Annotated in this window: 19 protein-coding genes and 1 pseudogene; 15 read left to right on the top strand and 5 right to left on the bottom strand. The window is 72.3% G+C overall.

From position 1 onward, the window contains the following. Positions 1 to 94 precede the first annotated feature (94 nt). Both DEJ47_RS32825 and DEJ47_RS32820 read left to right on the top strand, forming a co-directional pair. Positions 95 to 949 carry a polysaccharide deacetylase family protein gene (locus DEJ47_RS32825; RefSeq protein ID WP_223828582.1) on the top strand — a complete coding sequence of 285 codons (855 nt, stop codon included), beginning with the start codon at positions 95 to 97 and terminating at the stop codon, positions 947 to 949. A gap of 902 nt (positions 950 to 1,851) precedes the next feature. Continuing rightward, a complete protein-coding gene (locus DEJ47_RS32820) occupies positions 1,852 to 2,448 on the top strand; it encodes a HEAT repeat domain-containing protein (RefSeq protein WP_150174470.1) in 597 nt (198 codons plus the stop codon). Here DEJ47_RS32820 and DEJ47_RS32815 read toward each other — a convergent pair. Next, on the bottom strand, positions 2,445 to 3,482 hold the full coding sequence (locus tag DEJ47_RS32815; protein ID WP_150176031.1) for a multicopper oxidase domain-containing protein: 1,038 nt from the start codon (positions 3,480 to 3,482) through the stop codon (positions 2,445 to 2,447). The two genes, DEJ47_RS32820 and DEJ47_RS32815, sit on opposite strands and share 4 nt — an antisense overlap. 223 nt (positions 3,483 to 3,705) lie before the next feature. Here DEJ47_RS32815 and DEJ47_RS32810 point away from each other — a divergent pair, with 223 nt between their 5' ends. After that, positions 3,706 to 6,231 (top strand): ThuA domain-containing protein, encoded by a 2,526-nt coding sequence (locus DEJ47_RS32810; protein ID WP_150174466.1) that lies wholly within the window; start codon positions 3,706 to 3,708, stop codon positions 6,229 to 6,231. After that, positions 6,231 to 8,462 (top strand): OmpL47-type beta-barrel domain-containing protein, encoded by a 2,232-nt coding sequence (locus tag DEJ47_RS32805; RefSeq protein WP_150176030.1) that lies wholly within the window; start codon positions 6,231 to 6,233, stop codon positions 8,460 to 8,462. Before DEJ47_RS32810 ends, DEJ47_RS32805 begins: the two co-directional genes overlap by 1 nt. A 93-nt stretch (positions 8,463 to 8,555) precedes the next feature. Here DEJ47_RS32805 and ligD read toward each other — a convergent pair whose 3' ends face one another. Continuing rightward, positions 8,556 to 9,587 (bottom strand): non-homologous end-joining DNA ligase, encoded by a 1,032-nt coding sequence (gene ligD / locus DEJ47_RS32800; protein WP_150174464.1) that lies wholly within the window; start codon positions 9,585 to 9,587, stop codon positions 8,556 to 8,558. 110 nt (positions 9,588 to 9,697) lie between these two features. Here ligD and DEJ47_RS32795 point away from each other — a divergent pair, with 110 nt between their 5' ends. The 4 genes from DEJ47_RS32795 (at position 9,698) to DEJ47_RS32775 (ending at position 14,966) form a co-directional block, all read left to right on the top strand. Further along, positions 9,698 to 10,231 (top strand): GNAT family N-acetyltransferase, encoded by a 534-nt coding sequence (locus DEJ47_RS32795; protein ID WP_150174462.1) that lies wholly within the window; start codon positions 9,698 to 9,700, stop codon positions 10,229 to 10,231. A gap of 667 nt (positions 10,232 to 10,898) precedes the next feature. After that, complete coding sequence (locus tag DEJ47_RS32785) at positions 10,899 to 11,969, top strand: ATP-dependent DNA ligase (RefSeq protein ID WP_150174458.1); 1,071 nt, start codon at positions 10,899 to 10,901, stop codon at positions 11,967 to 11,969. Between the two features lie 165 nt (positions 11,970 to 12,134). Continuing rightward, positions 12,135 to 13,964, top strand: coding sequence for an FAD-dependent oxidoreductase (locus DEJ47_RS32780; protein WP_150174455.1), 1,830 nt, complete (start codon positions 12,135 to 12,137; stop codon positions 13,962 to 13,964). Between the two features lie 54 nt (positions 13,965 to 14,018). Next, positions 14,019 to 14,966: a DUF3048 domain-containing protein gene (locus DEJ47_RS32775; protein WP_150174452.1), complete on the top strand. Its 948-nt coding sequence runs from the start codon at positions 14,019 to 14,021 to the stop codon at positions 14,964 to 14,966. Here DEJ47_RS32775 and DEJ47_RS32770 read toward each other — a convergent pair. Then, positions 14,896 to 15,414 carry a MarR family winged helix-turn-helix transcriptional regulator gene (locus tag DEJ47_RS32770; RefSeq protein ID WP_150174450.1) on the bottom strand — a complete coding sequence of 173 codons (519 nt, stop codon included), beginning with the start codon at positions 15,412 to 15,414 and terminating at the stop codon, positions 14,896 to 14,898. The two genes, DEJ47_RS32775 and DEJ47_RS32770, sit on opposite strands and share 71 nt — an antisense overlap. A 106-nt stretch (positions 15,415 to 15,520) precedes the next feature. Between DEJ47_RS32770 and DEJ47_RS32765 the strand changes: the two genes are divergently transcribed. The 6 genes and pseudogenes from DEJ47_RS32765 to pcaD all read left to right on the top strand — a co-directional run. After that, on the top strand, positions 15,521 to 16,276 hold the full coding sequence (locus DEJ47_RS32765) for a CoA transferase subunit A (protein WP_150174447.1): 756 nt from the start codon (positions 15,521 to 15,523) through the stop codon (positions 16,274 to 16,276). Beyond that, positions 16,276 to 16,905 carry a CoA transferase subunit B gene (locus DEJ47_RS32760; protein WP_150174444.1) on the top strand — a complete coding sequence of 210 codons (630 nt, stop codon included), beginning with the start codon at positions 16,276 to 16,278 and terminating at the stop codon, positions 16,903 to 16,905. Before DEJ47_RS32765 ends, DEJ47_RS32760 begins: the two co-directional genes overlap by 1 nt. 52 nt (positions 16,906 to 16,957) lie before the next feature. Continuing rightward, positions 16,958 to 17,674 carry a protocatechuate 3,4-dioxygenase subunit beta gene (gene pcaH / locus DEJ47_RS32755; protein ID WP_150174441.1) on the top strand — a complete coding sequence of 239 codons (717 nt, stop codon included), beginning with the start codon at positions 16,958 to 16,960 and terminating at the stop codon, positions 17,672 to 17,674. Next, positions 17,671 to 18,267, top strand: coding sequence for a protocatechuate 3,4-dioxygenase subunit alpha (pcaG, locus tag DEJ47_RS32750; RefSeq protein WP_150174437.1), 597 nt, complete (start codon positions 17,671 to 17,673; stop codon positions 18,265 to 18,267). Before pcaH ends, pcaG begins: the two co-directional genes overlap by 4 nt. After that, on the top strand, positions 18,264 to 19,586 hold the full coding sequence (gene pcaB / locus DEJ47_RS32745; protein ID WP_150174432.1) for a 3-carboxy-cis,cis-muconate cycloisomerase: 1,323 nt from the start codon (positions 18,264 to 18,266) through the stop codon (positions 19,584 to 19,586). The genes pcaG and pcaB overlap by 4 nt, the downstream gene beginning before the upstream one ends. Before the next feature lie 35 nt (positions 19,587 to 19,621). After that, a pseudogene (pcaD, locus tag DEJ47_RS32740) lies at positions 19,622 to 20,386 on the top strand (3-oxoadipate enol-lactonase); the annotation flags it as partial. A 279-nt stretch (positions 20,387 to 20,665) separates the two neighbouring features. Here pcaD and DEJ47_RS32735 read toward each other — a convergent pair. Next, the gene (locus DEJ47_RS32735; protein WP_150174424.1) at positions 20,666 to 21,676 is read right to left on the bottom strand and encodes an SDR family oxidoreductase; all 1,011 of its coding nucleotides are present in this window, start codon (positions 21,674 to 21,676) and stop codon (positions 20,666 to 20,668) included. Positions 21,677 to 21,720: 44 nt separating this feature from the next. Next, positions 21,721 to 22,485 carry an SDR family oxidoreductase gene (locus DEJ47_RS32730; RefSeq protein ID WP_150174421.1) on the bottom strand — a complete coding sequence of 255 codons (765 nt, stop codon included), beginning with the start codon at positions 22,483 to 22,485 and terminating at the stop codon, positions 21,721 to 21,723. An 80-nt stretch (positions 22,486 to 22,565) separates the two neighbouring features. Between DEJ47_RS32730 and DEJ47_RS32725 the strand changes: the two genes are divergently transcribed. Beyond that, positions 22,566 to 23,321, top strand: a complete 756-nt coding sequence (locus DEJ47_RS32725) for an enoyl-CoA hydratase family protein (protein ID WP_150174419.1) — start codon at positions 22,566 to 22,568, stop codon at positions 23,319 to 23,321. The last annotated feature ends 8 nt before the right edge of the window (positions 23,322 to 23,329 follow it).

Below are 23,329 nucleotides of genomic sequence, written 5' to 3'. Positions count from 1 at the left end.
AGGTCGAGGGGGGCGTCCGACCGTCGTGGGGCCCCTCACGGCGGGACACGTGGGGCCACTCAAGGCCGGGCATCGGCCGGCCGATCACGAGGGCATGAGAACTCCTTCCGCCGTCGCCCTGAACCGCCCCGTGTCCCGCCGGATGCTCGGCGTGGCCGCCGCCGGGCTGCTCGCCGCCGAATGGCGGGCCCCGGGGCCCGAGACCGCCGCACCGGCCCATGCCGCCCTGCGGCACACACCGGCACCCGTGGACGAGAGGAGGCTGCGGGCCCTGTTCGGGTCGGAGAACCGGGTCATCGCCACACGCGAGCGAGTGGTCGCGGTGACCTTCAACGCGGCCTGGAACGACGCGGGCCTCGGCCGGATGCTCGCCGAGCTCGGCCGTCGGCACGCGCCCGCCACGTTCTTCCTCACCGGCGACTTCGCCGACCGGCACCCGCGGGTGGTGCGGCGGGTGGTGGCCGCGGGACACGGCCTGGGCAACCACTCCTTCAGCCACCCCCGCTTCAAGGACCTGACCGCCGCCGGGCGGCGGCGCGAGGTGCGGGCCGCGGACCGCGCCCTGCGCGCGGCCGGTGCGGGTGCCGCGCTGACCCCGTTCTTCCGTTTCCCCTACGGCGAGACCGCCCCCGGCCACATCAGGGAGGTCAACGAGCTGGGGTTCGCGGACATCGAGTACACGGCCGACACCAACGGGTGGAAGGGAACCGAGGGCGGCATGACGGTGGACCGCGCGGTGCGCAGGGCCGTGGACGCCCTGCGCCCCGGAGCGATCCTTCAGCTGCACGTGGGTGCCTCCGAGGGGCGGACGGACGTGCTCGACGCCCGGGCCCTGCCGCGGATTCTCGACGCGGTCGTCGGGCGCGGGTACCGCGTCACCGATCTCCGCGCCCTCCTCGCACCCACCGCCCGGCGGCGACCGCGAACCGTGCTGCCTCAGGGCACCTGACCTGCGTACCCTGCCCCCGTGTTCAAGAAGCGGAGAGAGCGCAGGCCGGCCGAGTTGCACCAGGAGCTGGGGGTCGCTCTGCGGGACCCGGACGTGGCCGTCCGTGGCAAGGCGGCCCTCGCCGCCGCCGAGGGCGCCGAGCTGGAGTGGGCGCTCCGGGAACTGGCAGCCGCCGTGGCGCGCGAGCCGTGGACGGACGACTTCCACGAGACCGTCGTCGACGGTTTCTGTGCCGCGCTGCGGCGCGACGCCGGGGTGCGGCAGCGCGTGGAGGGGATCGTCGCCGGGCACCTGGACGACCCCGAGGGCTTCCTGCGGGCGTGGACCGGGTTCGTCGAGGAGCTCGGCGGGCCGCCGGTCCTGCGGGAGGTCGGCGAGGACATCCAGGACGACATGCGGGAACGCCTCACGTATCTGCGCGGGCAGGGCTGGACCCCGCAGGGGCTCGACGGGGTCGGACGGCCCGGGGACTTCCATCGCGATCTGGCGTTCGACTTCGCCGTGATGCTGGCGTCGCTCGTCGTGCGCAGGAACGAACCGCTGGGTGCGGAGGACGCGGACCGGCTGCGGGGGCGGGCGCAGTCCCTGCTCGCCGAGGCGCTGCCCCTCGCCCCGGGCTCCAAGGAGCGCACCGACATTGTGGGCGGCCTCGCGCGGGCCGCCGGCGGGGAGTCGTGGAGCGAGCGCGCCCAGGTCGGCCTGCTCATCGACGAGGCCCTCGGACTCTGCGCCGACCGGGACCCGGACCGCAGCACCCTCGGCGTCGACCTGCTCTCGGACCTGCTGCTGTTCAACGACACACTCCGGTACGGACCGGTCCGACGCGCCCTCGACCGGCTGGCCGGGGGCGGCCCGGCCCCCGCGTCCTGGCGGAGGTGTTGCGCTGCTACGACGAGCTCCAGATGCACAAGCCCCTGGACGAGCCACCGTACGCGCTGTTCCTCGAAGCCCTGCGGCACCCCGACGCCGACGTGCGCGGCGCCGCCGCCGACGGCCTCAACCCGATGGCCGCGGGTTCCCCCGTGGAGGGCGAGGCCGTGGAGGGGCTCGTCGGGCTCCTCGACCACGACGAAGAGACCGTCGTCCGGGTCGCCGCCGCGCGGGCGCTCGCCGGTCTCGACTGCGCCGAGGAACGCAACGCCGGAGCCGTCACCGACGCGCTGCAGCGACACGCCGACTCGTCGGTCCCGGCCCTCCGCGCGGTCAGCTTCCGCGACGCCCTCGCACGGAACATCCCGGACGCGTACGACCGGCTGCTCCACGAGCTCGCGTCCCCCGACGCCCACTGGGGGTTCGTGGCGGCCTGCCTGTTCGCCGCGGTGGACGACGGGTTCCGACTGCCCGACGACATCCGCCCCCGCGTCCTCGAACGCCTGGAGCGGCTGGAAGCCTCCGGCTGGACCGACCGCTGCGCGGAGCCGGACGGCTGCCCGGACCCGGACGACCTCGCCGAGATGCTCTCCCGGCTCAGGGAGGGGCTGCGCGCCGACGCGAACTAATGGTGGTGCCCTCCGGACGGATCCGATGCGTCGGGTGACTCCGCCGGCTTCGAGGACTTCGGCGACTTCGACGCCCCCGCATGGTGCGGCTCATAGTCCGGAATCGTCCCGTCCGCCTTCTTCACCAGGAACAGCCCCGCCATCCCCATGTCCGAGTGGCTCTGGACGTGGCAGTGGTACATCCACGCCCCGGCCCCCACCCCCTCCCCCGCGATGACCTGGAAGCCGAAGGAGTCGCCCGGGCCCGTGATCTTGTCGTCGAGGATCTGGCTCGGGTCGTCGGGGCCGGTCAGCAGGCCCGTGCGGTTGTCCGCCCAGCGGTGACCGTGCACGTGGAACGTGTGGTAGTACTCGCCGTGGGTGATCGAGACGAACTCGACGCGGTCGCCCACGGTCGCCTCGAACGCGGGGGCGTCGTGACCCGCCTTGTTGTTGATCGTCATGTCGTTGAACACGACGGTGAACGTCTTGTCGGGCAGCAGGTCGCCCTTGCGCCGCACGACGAGTGCGCCGTAGAGCCCCTTGCGCACGCCCGTGGTGCCGTGGTCCGTGCCGACCACGTGGTCGTGGTAGTGCCAGTAGCCCGCCGTGCCGGGGCGCCAGGTGCCGTCCTTGCGGCGGCCGGGCTTGTGCGTGCGCCAGGTGTAGGTGCGCTTGCCGCCGGGCTCCACATGGCTCCTGGTGTGCCTCGTGCCGTCGCTGGAGATCTCGTAGTCCATGCCGTGCACGTGCAGGCTCGCGTCGACGTCCATCGTGTTCTCGAACTCGATGTGCAGCGTGTCGCCCTCGTTCAGCTCGATGAGCGGGCCGGGGATGGACGCCTTGCCCTTCTCCAGGCCGTACCCCATCTGCCCGTCGGGGAGCTTCTCCGCGTACATCTTGATGCGCTTGACCTCGCCTCCCGCGGGGGCGGTTCTCGGCGGCGCCTCGGCCGTCCTCGCGTCGGGCGCGCCCGCCACCGACAACGATGTCACCCCCGCCGCCGCTGCCGCGCCGCCGACGAGCATCCGACGGTTGAAGCTGCGCCTGTCCAGATCCCGTCGGTTCGATCGGTCCATGACGAACTCCCCACTGCGGTACGGAGACTGACGGGGCGCGGGAGGCCCCGGGGACGGCCACACGGTATCGGCCGGATCTTTGTTTATCCACACGCAGGACAAAGTTGGTGCTATCGCGGTGATACCTATTGGCGAGTTGCGAAAAGAGGTCTAGCTTCGTCGGCGCTGTTGCTGTGACCGACGAGGGGTGGGTGTACTCATGCGGCGCACACCGCATCAAGAGCCCTTGACCGTACGAGGGTTGAGCAGATCTCGACGCAGACCGGACGGCAGGCGGCGGGCCCTGGTGGCCGCGCTGCTGTCCGGTGCCCTGGTCACCGGGGCGCTCTCCGCGCAGGCCGCGTCCGCGCGGCCGTACCCGGAACCGGAGTTGACAACGATGTCCCTGCCCTCGCCGCCCGGCGGGGCCGACGTCAAGGTCCTGGTCTTCCACGGCTCTGCGGCGGACGGCGACGAGTCGCCCGTCGTCAACGCGGGCATCGAGGCCATCGAGAAGATCGGCCGGTCGGGCCCGGCGGCCGAACGGTTCAAGATCGTGGCGACGGACGACGCGTCCGTCTTCACCAAGGAGCGCAAGCTCGGCAAGTTCAACGCCGTCGCCTTCCTCACCGGCGGCGGTGACGTCCTCGACGCCGAGCAGGAGGCGGGCCTGGAGGCCTACATGGAGGCCGGCGGCGGCTTCCTCGGCATCCACGACGCCGCCCGCGCCGAGCCGTACTCATCCTGGTTCACCGGCCTGATCGGCGCCCGTCCCGCCGACGCGAGCCCGACGGACGTCCAGCGCGCCACCGTCGAGGTCGGCGACCGCGAGCACCCGGCGACCAAGAGCCTGCCGCTCCAGTGGAAGCGCCCTGACCGGTGGCTGAACTGGACGAAGAACCCCTCGGGCGACGTCCACACGGTCGCCCGCGTCCGCGAGTCGACGTACCAGCCGGGCGCGGGCAAGAACGGCTGGGACCACCCCGTGTCCTGGTGCCGCGACTACGACGGCGGACGCTCCTTCTACACGGGCATGGGCGGCACGGCGGCCTCGTACGACGAGGCGGACTTCCGCAGCCACCTGCGGGGCGCCCTGCTGTGGACCACGCGCATCGCGCGCGCCGACTGCCGGGCGACGATCAACGCCAACTACAAGGCGGAGCGCCTCACGCAGGCCAACCAGCCGGGCAGGAACGACCAGATCGGCGAGCCGCACGGCCTGGTCACCGCGCCCGACGGCAAGGTCTTCCACATCGGCCGCGGCGGCGCGGACTCCTCGCAGCCCGTCATCACCGACTGGAACAACCCGGACATCGGCAAGGGCACGGGCGAGATCCACGTCTACGACCCGAAGACCAGGAAGTCGACGCTGGCGGGCGCGCTGACCGTCTTCGGCAACAAGGGCGGCGGCGACGAGCTGATCAAGGTCGAGGAGGGCCTCCTCGGCATCGAGCTCGACCCGAAGTTCGAGCAGAACGGGTGGGTGTACCTGCACTACACGCCCCACTCGAAGATCAACCGCGAGACGCACATGGCGCAGCGCTACGTCTCCCGGTTCACCTACGACCACGGCACGGGCAAGCTCGACATGGGCAGTGAGAAGGTGCTCCTGAAGTGGCCGGTGCAGATCCACAGCTGCTGCCACGCGGGCGGCGGGATGGCCTGGGACTCCAAGGACAACCTCTACATCGCGACGGGTGACAACAACTCCTCGCAGTTCTCGGACGGTTACTCGGGCAACAACCCGCAGCCGAACTTCAAGGGCGTCTCGTTCGCCGACGCGCGCCGCACGGCCGGCAACACCAACAACCTCAACGGCAAGATCCTGCGCATCCACCCGGAGCCCGACGGGACGTACACGCTCCCCGAGGGCAACCTGTTCACCGGCAAGGAGCCGGACGAGGGCGGCGGCAAGACGCGCGGCGAGATCTATGTGATGGGCGTCAGGAACCCGGCGCGCATCAGTGTCGACAAGAAGACGGACACGCTGTACGCGGGCTGGGTGGGACCGGACGCGGGTGCGCCGTCGACGACCTGGGGCCCGGCGAAGTACGACACGTTCGCGGCGATCACCCACGCCTCCAACCGCGGCTGGCCGTACTGCATGGGCAACAACCAGCCCTACCGCGACCGCAACCTGCCGGACCCGTCGAAGCCGCTGGGCTGGTACGACTGCAAGAACCTCAAGAACGAGTCGCCGAACAACGACGGCCTCGTCAACATCCCGCCGGCCGAGCCGAACAACATCTGGTACTCGCCGCAGGGCGGCGGCGTCGACTATCCGCGCGACGCCAAGGGCGTGCCGAGCTACAAGACGGCGGAGCAGAAGATCCTCCTGCCGTGGCTCAAGGGCGGCGGCCAGGCCACGATGAACGGTCCGGTCTACCGGTACGACGCGACGAGCACGAGCGCCGACAAGTGGCCCGCGTACTGGGACGGCAAGTGGTTCGTCGGTGACTTCTACGACTCCGACCAGCCGCGGCACGCGGTGGTGACCGACCCGAAGACGGTCGGCAAGGGCGGCCTGCCCGTCCACGCCGAGTCGCTGAAGAAGATCATTCCGATCGGCAACGACGGCATCAAGAACCTCATGGACTGGAAGTTCGCGCCGGACGGTTCGCTGTACGTCCTCGACTACGGGCGCGGCTTCTTCACCTCGGACTCCAAGTCGGCGCTGTGGCGCGTGACGTACAAGGGCGGGGCGCCGACTCCGGCCGCCGACGACCTGGCCAGGAAGGCGGGATGATGCGATCTCGGACGCCGCGGGCCCCACGGGCCGCGCAGAGGCGAAGACTGTGCACGGCGCTGTTCGCCGCGCTCTTGATGGTGCTCGGCGGCCTGACGTCGACGGCGGCGGTGGCCCGCCCCGACGACACGGGTCCGTCCGTGCGGGCGCAGACGCTCACGTGGACCGCCGACAACGACATCAGCAAGTACAAGTCGGCGCCGACCACGGCGGTGGCGGGCCCGACGACGATCGTCTTCGAGAACAGCGAGGCGACCGGCAACACGACCGGCATGCCGCACACGCTGACGTTCGACACCTCCGACCCGGAGTACAACAACGACGTCACGCTCAACATCATGGCCAACCCCAACGACGACAAGGGAGGCAAGCACACCGCCGAGGTGACGCTCACCCCGGGCCGCTACCGCTACCACTGCACCATCCCCGGCCACGGTTCGATGCAGGGCATCCTCGTCGTGACCGAGGGCGGCGGCGAGGACACCACGGCTCCGCAGACCGCGGCGAAGGTCGAGGGAACCACCAACGCCGACGGCGCCTACGTGGGTTCGGCGACGGTGGCCGTGACGGCGACGGACGAGGGTTCGGGCGTCGACAAGATCGAGTACGCGGTGGGGGCGGACGGCGCCTGGCAGCCGTACACCGCACCCGTGGTCGTCGACCAGGTCGGCACCCACAAGATCCGCCACCGGGCCACCGACAAGGCGGGCAACGTGTCCGCGGAGAAGGCGGCCGACTTCAAGGTCGTCGCGCCGCCGACGGACGACAGGACGCCGCCGGAGACGTCGGCCACGGTGAGCGGCGAGAAGAACGACCAGGGGCAGTACGTCGGGATGGCGACGGTCACGGTGACCGCGTCCGACACCGGCTCCGGCGTCAACAAGATCGAGTACGCGATCGGTGACGGCGCGTGGACCGCGTACACCGCGCCGGTCATGGTGCACGAGGCGGGCGCCCACAAGGTCCGCTACCGCGCCTCCGACAAGGCGGGCAACCAGGCGGGGGAGAAGACCGCGGAGTTCACCGTCGTCGCGCCGCCCGTGGAGGACAGGACGCCGCCGGAGACCTCGGCGAAGGTCGAGGGCAGCAAGGACTCGGACGGTGCCTACCTCGGGAAGGCGAAGGTGACGGTCACCGCCACGGACGCCGGTTCGGGGGTCGACAAGGTCGAGTACTCCCTGGACGGCGGCCCCTACCTGGCGTACGAGGCGCCGGTCGTCGTCGACCGCGTGGGGCGCCACACCGTGGCGTACCGGGCGAGCGACAAGGCGGGCAACGCCTCGGAGGCGAAGACCGCCTCCTTCACGGTGGCCGAGGGCGGTGGCGTCCCGGCCCCCGACTGCCCGGAGTACGACGAGCGGTTGACGGTGTTCGTGGGCACGGTCGACACGGGAATCCCGAACCGGGTCACCAACAACCGCTGCCGGTTGGGCGAGTTGATCGAGGACGAGAAGGAGTGGACCTCGCACGCGCTCTTCCTGAAGCACGTCAAGAGCGTGACGGACAAGCTCCTCAGGGCGGGTGAGATCGACAAGCGCGAGTACAACAAGATCAACCGCGCCGCCAAGCAGTCCGGCATCGGCAAGCCCGGCCAGACAGAGGGCTACCGCAAGCTCTTCGACGGCACGCAGGCGTCCCTGGACAAGTGGGAGCAGGTCGGGGGCGGCAAGTTCGGCCTGAACGCGGACGGTTCGATCACGAGCAGCACCAGCGTCGAGGGCATGGGCATGCTGTGGTTCCCGCAGCGCAAGTACGGGGACTTCTCGCTGAAGCTCCAGTGGCGGGACGACGCGCCGGGCAACGGCAACGCCAACGGCGGCGTCTTCGTCCGCTTCCCGCAGGTCCACGACCACCCGGAGGAGTCCCGTCCGGAGTGGGTCGCCATCAAGTACGGCCACGAGATCCAGGCACTGGACCGGCCCGACGGCGACATGTACAAGACCGGCTCGGTCTACGGCTTCGACCGGGTCGGCCTGGCCGGCGCGGGCGTCACGCCGAAGGGCACGTGGAACGACTACGAGATCAAGGTGGTGGACCAGCACTACTCGGTCTACCGCAACGGCGTCCTGATCAACGAGTTCGACAACACGGGCGGGCAGGAGTTCACGCCCCCGCGCGGCGACGACCCGGGCACGGACGGGCGGCGTTACTCGTCCGGTTATCTCGGGGTGCAGGTGCACGGTGTCACGGATGTGATCTCGTACCGCGACATCCGGATCAAGGAGCTGTAGTCCCGGGTCCCGCCCTGTCGCGTCGGCGCCCCCGTCCCGGGCTGGGACGGGGGCGCCGCTGCTCTTCGTGCTTCGCCCGGGACAGGGGCGGCGTCACTCCTCGTGCTTCGCCCGGCTCGGCTGCACCCGCTTCGGCTCGCCCGGCATCTTCGGGTACTCCGGCGGATACGGCAGGTCGCCGAGGCCGTGGTCCCGCTCGTCCTGGTCGGCGAGGGCGAGCAGCGCCTCCAGTGAGTGCCGGTGCTCGTCCATGCCGGCGTGGACGTCGCCGACGTCGGCGAAGCGGCCCGGCATGGTGGCGAGGTCGAAGTCCTCGGGACGGGCGTCCTCGACCTCGTCCCAGCGCAGCGGCGCGGACACGGGGGCGTGCGGGCGGGCGCGGAGCGAGTAGGCGGAGGCGATGGTGCGGTCCCTGGCGGTCTGGTTGTAGTCGACGAAGATCTTCTCCCCGCGCTCCTCCTTCCACCACGCCGTCGTGACGGCGTCCGGCATCCGGCGCTCCAGCTCACGCCCGACGGCGATGGCCGCCCTGCGCACCTGCGTGAAGGTCCAGCGCGGCTCGATGGGCACGAAGACGTGCAGGCCGCGCCCGCCGGATGTCTTCGGCCAGCCTTCGAGCCCCCCGAACTCGTCGAGCACCGCCCGTAGTTCATGGGCGGCGCGGACCGCGTCCGCGTAGTCGGTGCCGGGCTGCGGGTCGAGGTCGATGCGGAGTTCGTCGGGGTGGTCGAGGTCGTCGCCGCGCACGGGCCAGGGGTGGAAGGTGAGGGTGTTGTACTGGGCGGCCCAGATGACGGCGGCGACCTCCGTGGGGCACATCTCGTCGGCGGTGCGGCCGCTGGGGAAGGCGATGGTGGCGGTGGGGATCCAGTCGGGGTGGTTCTTCGGGGCGCGCTTCTGGTAGAAGAACTCGCCGGCCGCACCTTCCGGGTAGCGCTGGAGGGTGGTGGGGCGGTCGCGGAGGGCGCGGAGGATGCCGGGACCGACGGCCAGGAAGTACTGGGCGACGTCGAGCTTGGTGAAGCCGCGCTCGGGGAAGACCACCCGGTCCGGGCTGGAGAGACGTACCGTCCGCTCCCCCGTGTCGATGTCCACGGCCGCGCTCTTGCCCTTGGCTGCACCCATGCGAGCCACGCTAAGCGCCTCGGACATTCGCCGCATATCGACGATATGCGCTGCTCCGGCGGGCGGGGGCCGATTTCGCCGGTGGTCCCGGCTTCGGCAGGATGGGGGCCATGACCGAGATCCGCACCCCCCGCCTCCTCCTGCGCCGCTGGCACGACGACGACCTCGCTCCCATGGCGGACATCAATGCGGACCCCCGGGTCATGCGCTGGGTCGACGGTGGTCCCGTGCACGACCTGGACAGGACCGCGGAGGACATCGAGCGCTGGGAGGAGGAGTGGGACGACGAGGGCTTCGGGCTGTTCGCCGTCGAACTCCTCGCCTCCGGCGAGCTCGCCGGCTTCACCGGCCTCTCCGTCCCCGAGTTCCTGCCCGAGGTCCTGCCCGCCGTCGCGATCAGCTGGCGCCTCGGCTCACCGTTCTGGGGCCAGGGCTACGCCTCCGAGGCGGCGCAGGCCACCCTCGAATTCGCCCTCCAGGACCGTGGCCTCGACCGCGTGATCAGCATCGACCGGGTCGGCAACCAGGCCTCGGCCAACGTCGTGCGCAAGCTCGGCATGACCCTGGACCGCGAGACCACCCACCCGGTCTCGGGCCACCCCCTGCACATCCACTCCATCGACCTGACGGAGTACGAGGCCTGACGGACACGAGGTCACGTGGCACGGCGAGACACCGGTCGAACCGGCCACGCAGCCGGGCGGAGGCCCCGCGCAGGTCCCCCAGCGCTCGCGCTTCCACCGCCGTGAGCTCAGTCCGCCCCGCCGACGCGAGCACCGCGGCGTAGGGCCGCTCCCCCGTCGCGAGCCGCCCGCCACGGCGTCGAGGACGGCACGCAGCACGGTGCGGTCGGCACGGGGATGCGCCGCCGGCAGGTGCAGGAGCCTGTTGTCGTTGCAGGAGCTGTCCCGCGCGGCGCTCAGTTCCAGCAGCATGCCGGGCGCCGTGGCGGGGTGGGCGGCCCGCGCCTGCCGGACGAAGCAGACGAGATCGGCCGCGCAGTCCTGCGGGGCCGCGACAGGGGCGGGAGCGGATGCCCGGGCGATCGGCGCGACGGTGCCGAAGCCGGCGAGGAGGACGGTGATCGTCGTCCAGGCGAGAGCACGCTTCCGGGTCATGGTGATACCTCTGGTGGTGGTGTTGCCCAGTCACCCGGCCTATGCCCGCCCGCGGCCGGTTCCCGTCCCGGGACGCGCCCCGTCACCTGGACGAATGCCCCTTTGGGGCGGGAGGCGACGCGAGTGGGACACCGGACCCCGCGGGACTCGTGCCGAACAGGCGGCCCGGCGGGGTGCCGCCTAGATTCGAATCATGGATCTGCCGGTCATGCCGCCCGTGAAGCCCATGCTCGCGAAGCCCGTGAAGAAGATCCCGCCGGGCATGCAGTACGAGGCCAAGTGGGACGGGTTCCGCGCGATCGCCTTCCGTGACGGTGACGAGCTGGAGCTCGGCAGTCGCACCGGCAAGCCCCTGACGCGCTACTTTCCCGAGTTGGTGGCCGCGCTGCGCGAGCGGTTGCCGGAGCGGTGCGTGCTGGACGGCGAGATCGTGATCGCCAAGGACGGGCGCCTCGACTTCGACGCGCTCACGGAGCGCATTCACCCCGCCGCGTCCCGCGTGGCCACCCTCGCCGAGCGCACCCCCGCCTCCTTCGTGGCGTTCGACCTGCTCGCACTGGCCGACGAGGCCCTGCTCGACACTCCCATGGCCGACCGGCGCGCTCTGCTCGTGCAGGCGCTGTCCGGTGTCACAGCGCCCGTGCACGTGGCGCCCGCGACCACGGACCCCGACGTGGCGCACGTCTGGTTCGAGCAGTTCGAGGGCGCGGGCCTCGACGGCGTCATCGCCAAACCCCTCGACCTGCGCTACCGCCAGAACGAACGCCTCATGTTCAAGATCAAGCACGAGCGCACGGCGGACTGCGTGGTCGCGGGCTACCGCTTCCACAAGAGCGGGCCCATCGTCGGCTCGCTGCTCCTCGGGCTGTACGACGACGGGGGCGCCCTGCAGCACGTGGGCGTGTGCGCCGCGTTCTCGATGAAACGCCGTGCCGAACTCATCGAGGAGCTGGAGCCGCTGCGCATGCGGTCCGCGGCCGGCCACCCGTGGTCGTCCTGGACGGACGAGACGGCCCACGAGACGGCCCGTATGCCCGGCGCCCCGAGCCGCTGGACGGGCAAGAAGGACCTGTCGTGGGTGCCGCTGAGGCCGGAGCGGGTCTGCGAGGTGGCGTACGACCACATGGAGAACGGGCAGCGCTTCCGCCACACGGCCGCCTTCCGCAGATGGCGCCCGGACCGCATCCCGGAGAGCTGCACGTACGCCCAGTTGGAGCAGCCGGTGAGGCACGCCCTGGACGACGTGCTGGGCGACACGGGCTGAGAGCCCGTGTTCGCGCGACGCGAGCGGACCGACCACGCCGATCACGCCAACGACTCCGATCACGCCAATGTTCTTCTCCGCTCTCCCGTATCTTCCGCCCCTCGGGCCATGACCGTAGGCTCCTGCGCCTGACACGTCAGTTACCGACGGTAATGGGGGCGGAGCATGGGGCACAGTCGTGCCGGGGCGAGCACGGTGGGAAACACGGCGGACGGCAGCACGCGGCGCGGGTTCGTCGCGGGGGCCGCGGCGGTCGGCGGGGCGGCCGCGCTGGGGGTGGGCGCGGGCGCGCTGCCCGCCGCGGCGTCCGCGCCGGGCGCCGCTGACGCGCGGCGGGCGGAGCAGACCGTCGCGGTCCTCGGCGGGGGCGTCGCCGGACTCACCGCGGCCCACGAACTGGCGGAGCGCGGCTTCGCGGTGACCGTCTACGAACGCAGGGCACTCGGCGGCAAGGCCCGCAGCATGGACGTGCCGGACAGCGCGAAGGGGAACCGCAAACCGCTGCCCGGCGAGCACGGCTTCCGCTTCATCCCGGGCATCTACCACAACCTGCCGGACACGATGCGCCGCATCCCGTTCCCCGGGAACGCGAACGGCGTGTGGGACAACCTGATCGCGCCCCGCGAGATGTCGTTCGCGCGCACCGGTCGCGAGGACATCAGGATGCCGATCCCCTGGCCGGGCCACGAGCCGGAGCAACTCACGCTGGACGACATCCGGCGGGCGCTGACCGCGCTGCTCGACACGGCGTTCAACCTTCCGGCCCACGAGGCCGCGTACTTCGTGAACCGCGCCCTGGTCTTCTTCACCAGCTGCGACGAACGCCGCGACGACGACTGGGAGTCGACCCCCTGGTGGGAGTTCACCCGAGCCGAGCGGATGTCCAAGGACTACCAGCGCATCCTCGCGATCGGCGTGACCCGCAACATCGTGGCCACCAAGGCCGAGGAGGCCAGCACCCGGACCGTCGGCACGCTCGGCGAGGCGTTCGTCCTCAACGCGCTCGGGCAGGGCGCGGACGGCCCGCCCGACCGCATCCTGAACGCGCCGACCAACGAGGCGTGGATCGACCCGTGGGTCGACCATCTGAAGTCGCTCGGCGTGGAGTTCCGCGTCGGATGGACCGTGCGCGAGCTGGGTTTCGGCGAAGGACGCGTCACGAAGACCGTCGTCGAGGGCCCCGACGGCGTACGGCGCGACATCACCGCCGACCACTACGTCCAGGCCATGCCGGTCGAGCACGCGCGCCGCACGTGGAGCGCCGCGCTCAAGGCGGCCGACCCGCAGCTCGCGCGCTGCGACAAGCTGGAGACGGACTGGATGACGGGCATCCAGTTCTATCTGACCGAGCGCCCGGCCGTCGTGAAGGGCCATTTCAACCTCATCGACTCGCCGTGGTCCCTGACGGGCATCGCGCAGGCCGGGCACTGGCCCGAGCGGGACTTCCCGGCCGACTACGGCGACGGCGTCGCGGTCGATTGCCTGTCGGTCGACATCTCGGAGTGGGACAAGCCGGGAATCCTGTACGGCAAGACGGCGAAGCAGTGCACCCGCGAGGAGGTCGCCAAAGAGGTGTGGGCGCAGCTCAAGGCCGCGCTCAACGACACCGGCAGGACAGTGCTCAGCGACACCAAGCTGCACTCGTGGTTCCTCGACCCGGGCGTGGACGGCCTCGGCACGCCGAACCCCACCAACGAGGACCAGCTCCTCATCCACCCCGTGGGCACCTTCCACAACCGTCCGTCGGCCGCCACGAAGATCCCGAACCTGTTCCTCTCGGGTGACTACGTCTCCGTGGACATCGACCTCGCGACGATGGAGGGCGCCAACGCGTCGGCCCGGCAGGCCGTCAACGCCCTGCTCAAGCAGGCGGGTTCGGAGCACGAACCGTGCACGGTGACGCCGCTGCACCGCGTCCCGGCGATCGAGGCCCTCAAGCGCGTCGACCGCACCCGATACCGGCTCGGTCTGCGCAACGCGCTCGATCTCGGCTGAGAGCCCGTCCGTGAAGGGCTGCGATTCCGGGCGCGTTCGGGGTAGGACTTCCGCATGAGGCGGCGGACACGGACGCGTACACGGATCAGGACCGGAGCCGGGGCGGCGGTGGCGCTCGTCCTCGCCGCCCTGGTGTCCGGCTGCACGATCGAGCCCGCCGACGGAAAGCATCCGTCGGCGGGCAAGGGCGGCGACGTGCTAGCCGTGAAGATCGACAACGTCGCCCCGGCCCGCCCGCAGACCGGCCTGGACTCCGCGGACGTCGTCTACGTGGAACCGGTGGAGGCGGGCCTCAGCCGCCTCATGGCGGTCTACGCGTCCCATCTGCCGCCCGTCGTCGGCCCCGTGCGCAGCGCGCGCGAGACCGACCTCGAACTCCTGCGGCAGTACGACCGGCCCGCGCTCGCGTTCTCCGGGGCCCAGTCCAAGCTCCTGCCCCTGATCGCCGACGCACCTGTACGGGCCCTGCCGCCCGGCAAGGCGCCCGGCGGCGCGTACTACCGGGGCGGCGGGAGACCCGCGCCGCACAACCTCTTCGTACGCCCGGCCGCCCTCAAGGTGGACCCGCGCGAGGGCGCCCTCGCCGACGCGGGGTTCCGGTTCGGACCGCGCCCGAAGGGCGGCACACCGCAGACGCGGCGGACGGTCCGCTTCCCTGCGGCGCGCTTCACGTTCGACTGGGTGGAGTACGAGGGGCGCTGGCGCGTCGCGATGGACGGCACCCGGGCCCGGACGTCCGGCGGCAAGGAGCTCTCTCCGTCGACGGTCGTCGTGCAGCACGTGAAGGTGCGGCCCTCGCGCTTCCACGACCGCGCGGGCAGCGTCTCCCCGTTCACCGAGACGGTCGGCGAGGGGACGGCGAGCGTGCTGCGGGACGGGCGCGCCTACAAGGCGCGGTGGAAGCGCCCGACGGCCGGGGACGGCACGGAGTTCACGACGGACGACGGGAAGCAACTGCCGTTCGCGAAGGGGCAGGTGTGGGTGGTGTACGCGAAGGCGTGACCGCCCCCGTGGGGTCGCGCAGGCTCTCCGCCGCGTCCGCGACCCGCTGGATCAGGTCGAGGAAGACGGACCGCTCCTCGGTGGACAGCGGGGCGAGCAGCACCTGGTTCATGCGGGCGGTCCGCCCGGTCAGCGCGCGGTGTGTGCGCCGGCCCTCGTCCGTGACGCGCAGCAGGCAGCGCCGGCCGTCGCGCGGGTCGCGCACCTTGGCGAGCAGCTCCCGGCGGATCAGCCGGGCGACGACCTCGGCGACGGTCGACCGGTCGAGGCCGACGCGCTCCCCCACGGTCCGCTGATCGAGGCCGGGTTCGGCGACGAGGGTGTTGAGGACGGCGTACTGCGGCGACGTGGTCTCCTCGGACACCATCGTGGTCCACAGGAGGTGGTGCGCCTGCTGCAGCCGCCGGGCCAGGTGTCCGGGGTGGGTGGCGAGGTCCACGGCCTTCACTCCGACTCCCTCTGCTCGACTTGCGGCCTCTTGCACGGTAGTTGAGGCCTCCCTATCCTCACCGGAATAGTCAGTGCCCTGAGCATTGTGGACACGGAGGCTGCGGATGGACAAGGTGGTGGCCACGGCTGCCGAGGCGGTCGCCGACGTGCGGGACGGGGTGTCGGTCGCGGTCGGCGGCTTCGGGCTCAGCGGCGTGCCGAACGAGCTGATCCGCGCGCTGCACGCCTCCGGCGCCGCCGGTCTGCACGTCGTGTCCAACAACTGCGGCGCGCTGGACTCCGGTCTCGCGGTGCTCCTCGGGGCGGGCCGGATCGCCCGCGTGACCGGTTCCTACATCGGCGCCAACAAGGAGTTCGCGCGCCAGTACCTCGCCGGTGAGCTGGAGGTCGAGCTGGTTCCGCAGGGCACGCTCGCCGAGCGGCTGCGTGCGGGCGGCGCGGGCGTCCCCGCGTTCTACACCCCGGCGGGGGTGGGCACCCAGGTCGCCGAGGGCGGCCTTCCGCAGCGGTACGACGGGCGCGGCGGGGTCGCGCTCGCGTCCCGGGCCAAGGAGGTGCGGGAGTTCGACGGCACGCCGTACGTCCTGGAGCACGCGATCCGCACCGACTTCGCGCTGGTCCGCGCGGCGAAGGGCGACCGGCACGGCAACCTCGTCTTCCGCAGGTCCGCCCGCAACTTCAACCCGCTCGCCGCGATGGCGGGACGCGTGACGGTCGCGGAGGTCGAGGAGCTGGTGGAGCCGGGCGGCATCGACCCGGACGCGGTGCACCTGCCCGGCGTCTTCGTGCACCGGGTGGTGCCGCTCACCCGCGAACAGGCGGCGGACAAGCGGATCGAGAAGCGGACGGTACGCGGCTGATGGCGTGGACCCGGGAGGAGATGGCCGCCCGCGCGGCGCGCGAGCTCCGCGACGGCCAGTACGTGAACCTCGGCATCGGCCTGCCGACGCTGATCCCCGGCCATCTGCCGCCGGACGTGGACGTCGTCCTGGAGTCGGAGAACGGCATCCTCGGCGTGGGTCCCCGCCCCACCGAGGCCGAGGTCGACCCGGACCTGATCAACGCGGGCAAGGAGACCGTGACCGTGCTGCCCGGCGCCTCCTTCTTCGATTCGGCGCTCTCCTTCGGGATGATCCGCGGCGGGCACATCGACGTCGCCGTGCTCGGCGCGATGCAGGTCTCCGCGCGCGGGGACCTCGCCAACTGGGCGGTCCCCGGCAGGGTGATCACCGGGATCGGCGGGGCGATGGACCTCGTGCACGGTGCCCGCACGGTCATCGTCCTCATGACGCACACGGCCAAGGACGGCTCCCCGAAGCTCCTCGCGGAGTGCACGCTGCCGCTCACCGGCAAGGCCTGCGTCGACCGGATCGTCACCGACCTCGGTGTCCTGGAGGTGACGGGGCGCGGCCTGGAGCTGACCGAGACCGCGCCCGGAGTCACCGTCGCGGAGATCGTGTCGAAGACGGCGGCGGAGGTACGCGTGTAGCGCCGCGCCGACCGGTCACGGAACGTCACTTCGTCGTACGGAGCCACAAGAGATGACCCCCCTCACCGACACCGGGTCCGCATCCGGACACCACCCGCCCCGCGACCACCCGCCATACCGCAGTACCCGGCTCCGCCACCCTAAGCAGCCGCTGGTCCCGTTGCGCGACCCGGAGGCCGTGGAGCTGAGCGGTCCCGCCTTCGGCGTCACCGACGTCGCCGCACTCGACAACGACCTGACGCGGCAGCACCCCGGCGAACCGCTGGGCGAGCGCATCACCGTGAGCGGCCGGGTCCTCGACCGCCGGGGGCGGCCCGTGCGCGGCCAGCTCGTCGAAGTGTGGCAGGCCAACGCGTCGGGCCGGTACGCGCACCAGCTGGATGGCCACCCGGCGCCCCTGGACCCGAACTTCACGGGCTTCGGCCGCTGTCTGACCGACGACGACGGCGCGTACTCCTTCACGACCGTCAAGCCGGGCGCCTATCCCTGGCGGAACCACACCAACGCGTGGCGTCCGGCCCACCTCCACTTCTCACTCTTCGGCACGGCGTTCGCGCAGCGTCTGGTGACGCAGATGTACTTCCCCGGCGACCCGCTCCTCCCGTACGACCCGATCCTGCGCTCGGTGAGCGACGAGTCGGCGCGGCAACGGCTCGTCTGCGCGTACGACCACGAGCTTTCCGTCCCCGAGTGGTCGCTCGGTCACCGTTGGGACATCGTCTTGGACGGTCCGTCGGCGACGCTGTTCGAGGAAGGAGGCGACCGGTGACGTCACCCCTTGAGCCGTCGTACGACCCCACGCCCTCCCAGACCATCGGCCCCTACTACGGCTACGCGCTGCCCTTCCCGCGTGGCGGCCAGGTGGCGCCCGACGGGGACCCGGAGACGATCACGCTGCACGGATACGTGCTCGACGGCGAGGGACAGCCCGTGCCCGACGCCCTGGTCGAGACCTGGCAGCCCGCCCCCGACGGCTCACGCGCGGGCGCCCCCGGGTCGCTGCGGCACGACCCCGTGACGGGGCGGGCCACCGGGCGCGACGGGGTCGCGTTCACCGGGTTCGGTCGGGTCCCGACCGACGCGGACGGGCACTGGGCCGTGCGGACGCTGCCGCCCGGCGGCGTCTCGTACATCTCGCTGGCCGTCTTCGCGCGCGGTCTGCTGCACCACCTGTACACGCGGGCGTACGTGGTGGACGAGCCCGGCGACGCGCTCCTCGGCTCACTCGACGCGGAGCGGCGGGCCACACTGGTCGCCCGGAGCGAGGCGCCCCGGACGTACCGGTTCGACATACGCCTTCAGGGGGACCGCGAGACGGTGTTCCTGGAGTTCCCGTCGGGGTCCGGACCCGGCTCCGCATGAGCGGCCTGTTCTCCCCGGGCTCCACCGATGCGCCGGTGACCGGGGCCACCTCCGACCATGCGTTCCTCGAAGCGCTGCTGGCCGTCGAGTCCGCGCTGGCGCGTGCGCGGGCCGCGGTGGGGATGACGCCGCCCGACGCGGCGGCCGCCGTGACGGAAGTGGCGTCGGACGTCGGCCGGTTCGACGTGCAGGGCATCGCCTCACGCGCGCGGGAGGGCGGAAATCCGGTGATTCCGCTGGTGGCCGCGTTGAGGTCGGCGGTGCCCGGCGAGGCCGCGGACCACGTGCACCGGGGGGCGACGAGCCAGGACATCCTGGACTCCGCGCTGATGCTGCTGTCCGCGCGGGCGCTGGACCTGACCCTGACGGATCTGGCCCGCACGGAGCGCGCCCTTGCCCGTCTCGCCTCCGCCCACCGGGACACGGTCATGCCCGGCCGCACGCTCACGCAGCACGCGGTCCCGACGACGTTCGGCTTGAAGGCGGCGGGCTGGCGGTCGCTGGTCCTGGACGCGCGGGACCGCCTGATCGACGTGCGCGCGAGCCTGCCCGCGCAACTGGGGGGCGCGGCGGGCACGTTGGCGTCCTTCCGGGCGGAGGGGGCGTACGGGCGGGGGGGCGAGGCGCTCACCTCGGCGTTCGCGAGTGAACTGGGGCTCTGCGCGCCGGCACTCCCTTGGCACACCCTGCGCACCCCCGTCGCCGATCTCGCCTCCGCCCTCGCGCTCACCGCGGGAGTGCACGGCAAGATCGCGGCCGACGTGCTCACCCTCTCCCGCACGGAGATCGCCGAGCTCTCCGAGGGCGAGGGCGGGGGCTCGTCGGCGATGCCGCACAAGGCCAACCCCGTACGCTCCACGCTCGTCGCGGCCGCCGCGCGCCGCGCGCCCGGCCTCGCGGCCACGCTCCACGCCTCGCTCGTCGCCGAGGACGAACGCCCCGCGGGCGCCTGGCACGCCGAGTGGGAACCGCTGCGGGACCTGCTGCGGCTGACGGGTGGCGCGGCGAGGGACGGCGCGGAGCTCGCCGAGGGGCTGCGCGTGCACCCGGACGCGATGCGCGAGAACCTGGCCCTCACGGGCGGGGCGATCACCTCGGAGCGGGTGGCGACCGAACTCGCGCGCGTGCTCGGAAGCGCCGGCGCGAAGGAGCTGCTGGCCGACGCGGCGAGCCGCGCCCGCGCGGAGGGCCGCACCCTGGCGTCCGTCCTCGCCGAGGAGCCCGCCCTGCGGGACGTCGACATCACCGCGCTCACGGACCCGACGCACTGCACCGGTTACGCGGGGGAGCTCACGGACCGGGCATTGGAGCGACGTTGACCGGCGAACCCGGCCGTAAGGTGCCGCACCACACCGTGGAAGGCGTCCAAGGACACCCGGACAAGCGCGTCGGCGACGCCACCCCGCTCCTCCTCGGGTCCTCCCTCGGCACCTCCACCGCTCTGTGGGACGCCGTCGCCCCCGGGCTCCGCGCGGCCCACACGGTCGTGCGCTGGGACCTGCCCGGTCACGGCCGGTCCCCCGCTGACCTGATCGGGCCCGGCGCGACCGTCGGCGACCTCGCCGGGCTCGTCCTCGCGCTCGCCGACTCGCTCGGCATCGACCGCTTCGCGTACGCCGGTGTCTCGCTCGGCGGCGCCGTCGGACTGCACCTCGCGGTACACCGTCCCGAACGGGTGGAGCGGCTCGCGGTGGTCTGTTCGTCGGCGCACTTCGGCGGGGAGACACCGTGGCGGGAACGGGCCGCGCTGGCGCGCCGCGAGGGGCTCGCCGGGCTCGCGGACGCGGCGCCGCGGCGCTGGTTCACACCCGGGTTCACCGTGCCCCGCCTCGTCGCGGACCTCCGTGCGGCCGACCCCGGCGCGTACGCCGCGTGCTGTGACGCCCTGGCGGCGTACGACCTGCGGGGGTCGCTGGCGGCCGTCCGCGCGCCCACTCTGGTCGTCGCCGGGAGCGAGGACCCGGCGACGCCGCCCGCGCACGCGCGGGAGATCGCCGAGGGGGTGCCGGACGCCACGCTGGTGGAGGTCGCGGGCGCCTCGCACCTGGCACCGGCGGAACGCCCCGGGGCGGTCACGGAAGCGCTCCTCGCGCACTTCACGGACGGTCCGGGTGCGGGGAGCGCCTGAAGCTGCCCAGAGCCCGGCGCGGGCGAGGAGTTGGGCCCCAGGCGGAGGCCCAGCGCCGGAAGGCGTCGGAATTCCGGTGCGCACCGCGTCGATCAGCGGGCCCCGTTCCAGCTTCGGCGCGTGGTGGCCCGCCACGCCGTCGGCGTTCGTCGGCCCACCCATGACGTCGACGCCCGGCAGATCGTCCGCCGACGCCCCGGGAGCGTCCGGCGGCATCCGTACGTCGGTGTCCGAGCCGCTCCCGTCCACGGCGTTCAGGATGAGGCCGGGCTAACGCGTCTGGTCAGCCGTCCGGCAAGCGCTTCCGGACGGTTCGTCTCGGCGGTCCCCGTACACCGCCCCCGGCGCCTCCGCCCCGGCCAGCAGTTCCAGCGCCGCCTCCCCCGCCTGCGCCGGGGTCCACCGTGCCCCCTTGTCCGCGGTCGGGCCCGGCCGCCAGCCCTCCATGACGGTGATGCGGCCCGCCTCCGCCTCGAAGACGCGGCCGGTGACTCCCGCGGAGGCGGTGGAACCGAGCCAGACGACGAGGGGGGACACGTTTTCCGGGGCCATCGCGTCGAAGGTGTCGTCCTCGGGGGCGGCCATCGTGTCGGCGAAGGTCCGCTCCGTCATCCGGGTGCGGGCGGCCGGCGCGATGGCGTTGACGCGCACGCCGTAGGGAGCGAGTTCGGCGGCGGCCACCAGGGTCAGGCCCAGGATTCCCGCCTTCGCCGCGCTGTAGTTGCCCTGCCCGACACTGCCCAGGAGGCCCGCTCCGGAACTGGTGTTGACCACACACGCGTGTGGGATGCGTCCCGCCTTCGCCTCGGTGCGCCAGTGCAGCCCCGCGTACTTGAGGGGAAGGAAGTGCCCCTTCAGGTGGACGCGCAGCACGGCGTCCCAGGCGTCCTCGTCGAGGTTGACCAGCATCCGGTCGCGCAGGAACCCCGCGTTGTTGACGAGGGTGTCGAGGCGGCCGTACGTGTCGAGCGCCGTCCTGACCAGTGAGGCGGCGCCCTCGGAGGTCGCGATGTCGCCGCCGTGCGCGACGGCCTCGCCGCCCGCCGCCCGTATCTCCTCGACGACCGCGTGCGCGGGGCCGCCCGCATCCCCCGCCGGTGCCGCCGAGCCGTCCGCGGCCACACCGAGGTCGTTGACGACGACCCGGGCGCCTTCGGCCGCGTACGCGCGCGCGTGCGCCCGCCCGAGCCCGCGCCCGGCACCCGTGACGACGACGACGCGGCCTTCGCAGAGCCCGGAGCCGGATGCGGATGCTGATGCTGATGCGGCGGTTGATGTCATGACGTGACTCCCTGGGGTGCGTGGATTACGTGGGACACGTGCGCTCAGTGGTTCACCGACGCCGCCGCCAGGAACGCGGGGCGTTCCCCGCCGCCGTGCAGGCGCAGCGCCGCGCCGCTGATGTAGCGGGCCCGGTCGGAGGCGAGGAAGACGCAGGCGTCGCCGACGTCTGAGGGGTCGGCGAGGCGGCCCAGCGGGACGGTGCGGGCGACCTCGGCGACGCCTTCCTCGTCGCCGTAGTGGAGCGCCGCGCTCTCCGTGCGGGCGAGGCCGAGGACCACCGTGTTCACACGCACCGCGGGCGCCCACTCGACGGCCATCGTCCCCGCGAGGTTCTCCAGGCCCGCCTTGGCCGCGCCATAGGCCGCGCTGCCGGGCGAGGGACGGGTCCCGCTGACGCTGCCGATCATGGTGATGCTGCCACCGCCCGGCTGATGCCGCATCAGTTCGTAAGCGCTCAAGGAGGCGTGGAGCGGGGCGAACAGGTTCAGCTCGACGATCTTCGCCAGATGGGCGGAGGAGGACTCGGCGAGCAGCCCGAACGGCGTGCCGCCCGCATTGTTCACCAGGCAGTCGACCCTCCCGTGTTCCGCCGCCACTTCGGCGAAGAAGACCCCGGTCGCCGCCGCGTCGCGGAGGTCCAGCCGTCTGAACTCGGCCGTCGCGCCCGCCTCTTCGACGGGTTCGTCCGGCGGCCTGCGGGCGCAGATCACGACGTGCGCCCCGGCGGCGAGGAAGCTCCGGGCGATTCCGGCACCGACGCCCCGGGTGCCGCCGGTCACGACGACCACCTGTCGTGTGTCAGTCATCGCTGCTACCTTTCCCATGACCGGTCCAACTAACAAATGTTTGGTTGAAGGCGTGCGATTGAAAGGTAGCGGATCGTCTGATGTCTGTCTCCACCTCCGCCCCCGACAAGGGCATCGCCGTCGTCACCGTCGACTATCCGCCGGTGAACGCCCTGCCGGTGCAGGGCTGGTACGCCCTGGCGGACGCGGTCCGCGCCGCCGGCCGCGACCCCGGGACGCGCTGCGTCGTGCTCGCCGCCGAGGGCCGGGGGTTCAACGCGGGCGTGGACATCAAGGAGATGCAGCGCGACACGGGCCACACCGCGCTGATCGGCGCCAACCGGGGGTGCTACGCCGCGTTTTCGGCGGTGTACGAGTGCGAGGTGCCCGTCGTCGCCGCCGTGCACGGCTTCTGCCTGGGCGGCGGCATAGGTCTCGTGGGCAACGCGGACGCGATCGTGGCGAGCCAGGACGCCACCTTCGGCCTGCCCGAGCTCGACCGGGGCGCGCTCGGCGCCGCCACGCACCTGGCCCGCCTCGTCCCGCAGCACCTGATGCGCGCCCTCTACTACACCTCGCGGACCGTGACCGCCGCCGACCTGCACGCGCACGGCTCCGTCTGGCAGGTCGTCCCCCGCGCCGAACTGCGCGACGCGGCACTGGAGCTGGCGCGCGAGATCGCCCGCAAGGACGGCACGCTGCTGCGGTTCGCGAAGGCCGCCATCAACGGCATCGACCCCGTCGACGTGCACCGCAGCTACCGCTTCGAGCAGGGCTTCACCTTCGAGGCGAACCTCAGCGGCCTGGCCGACCGCATCCGTGAGGACTTCGGGCAGGAAAGGGAGGGCGGGGCGTGACCGACAAG

Origin of the sequence: Streptomyces venezuelae (assembly GCF_008642355.1) — a bacterium.
GTDB lineage: Bacteria > Actinomycetota > Actinomycetes > Streptomycetales > Streptomycetaceae > Streptomyces > Streptomyces venezuelae_B.
Note: the sequence above shows the minus strand (reverse complement) of the source record. Positions and strands in the feature narration are given on the sequence as shown.

What these genes read in the sequence shown, in the direction of transcription:
- pcaB (WP_150174432.1), top strand. Translation starts at nt 18,264, where the DNA reads ATGAGCGGCCTGTTCTCCCCGGGCTCCACCGATGCGCCGGTGACCGGG.
- DEJ47_RS32805 (WP_150176030.1), top strand. Translation starts at nt 6,231, where the DNA reads ATGCGATCTCGGACGCCGCGGGCCCCACGGGCCGCGCAGAGGCGAAGA.
- DEJ47_RS32820 (WP_150174470.1), top strand. Translation starts at nt 1,852, where the DNA reads ATGCACAAGCCCCTGGACGAGCCACCGTACGCGCTGTTCCTCGAAGCC.
- DEJ47_RS32765 (WP_150174447.1), top strand. Translation starts at nt 15,521, where the DNA reads ATGGACAAGGTGGTGGCCACGGCTGCCGAGGCGGTCGCCGACGTGCGG.
- DEJ47_RS32825 (WP_223828582.1), top strand. Translation starts at nt 95, where the DNA reads ATGAGAACTCCTTCCGCCGTCGCCCTGAACCGCCCCGTGTCCCGCCGG.
- ligD (WP_150174464.1), bottom strand. Translation starts at nt 9,587, where the DNA reads ATGGGTGCAGCCAAGGGCAAGAGCGCGGCCGTGGACATCGACACGGGG.
- DEJ47_RS32785 (WP_150174458.1), top strand. Translation starts at nt 10,899, where the DNA reads ATGGATCTGCCGGTCATGCCGCCCGTGAAGCCCATGCTCGCGAAGCCC.
- DEJ47_RS32730 (WP_150174421.1), bottom strand. Translation starts at nt 22,485, where the DNA reads ATGACTGACACACGACAGGTGGTCGTCGTGACCGGCGGCACCCGGGGC.
- DEJ47_RS32780 (WP_150174455.1), top strand. Translation starts at nt 12,135, where the DNA reads ATGGGGCACAGTCGTGCCGGGGCGAGCACGGTGGGAAACACGGCGGAC.
- DEJ47_RS32775 (WP_150174452.1), top strand. Translation starts at nt 14,019, where the DNA reads ATGAGGCGGCGGACACGGACGCGTACACGGATCAGGACCGGAGCCGGG.
- DEJ47_RS32760 (WP_150174444.1), top strand. Translation starts at nt 16,276, where the DNA reads ATGGCGTGGACCCGGGAGGAGATGGCCGCCCGCGCGGCGCGCGAGCTC.
- DEJ47_RS32725 (WP_150174419.1), top strand. Translation starts at nt 22,566, where the DNA reads ATGTCTGTCTCCACCTCCGCCCCCGACAAGGGCATCGCCGTCGTCACC.
- pcaH (WP_150174441.1), top strand. Translation starts at nt 16,958, where the DNA reads ATGACCCCCCTCACCGACACCGGGTCCGCATCCGGACACCACCCGCCC.
- DEJ47_RS32735 (WP_150174424.1), bottom strand. Translation starts at nt 21,676, where the DNA reads ATGACATCAACCGCCGCATCAGCATCAGCATCCGCATCCGGCTCCGGG.
- DEJ47_RS32810 (WP_150174466.1), top strand. Translation starts at nt 3,706, where the DNA reads ATGCGGCGCACACCGCATCAAGAGCCCTTGACCGTACGAGGGTTGAGC.
- DEJ47_RS32795 (WP_150174462.1), top strand. Translation starts at nt 9,698, where the DNA reads ATGACCGAGATCCGCACCCCCCGCCTCCTCCTGCGCCGCTGGCACGAC.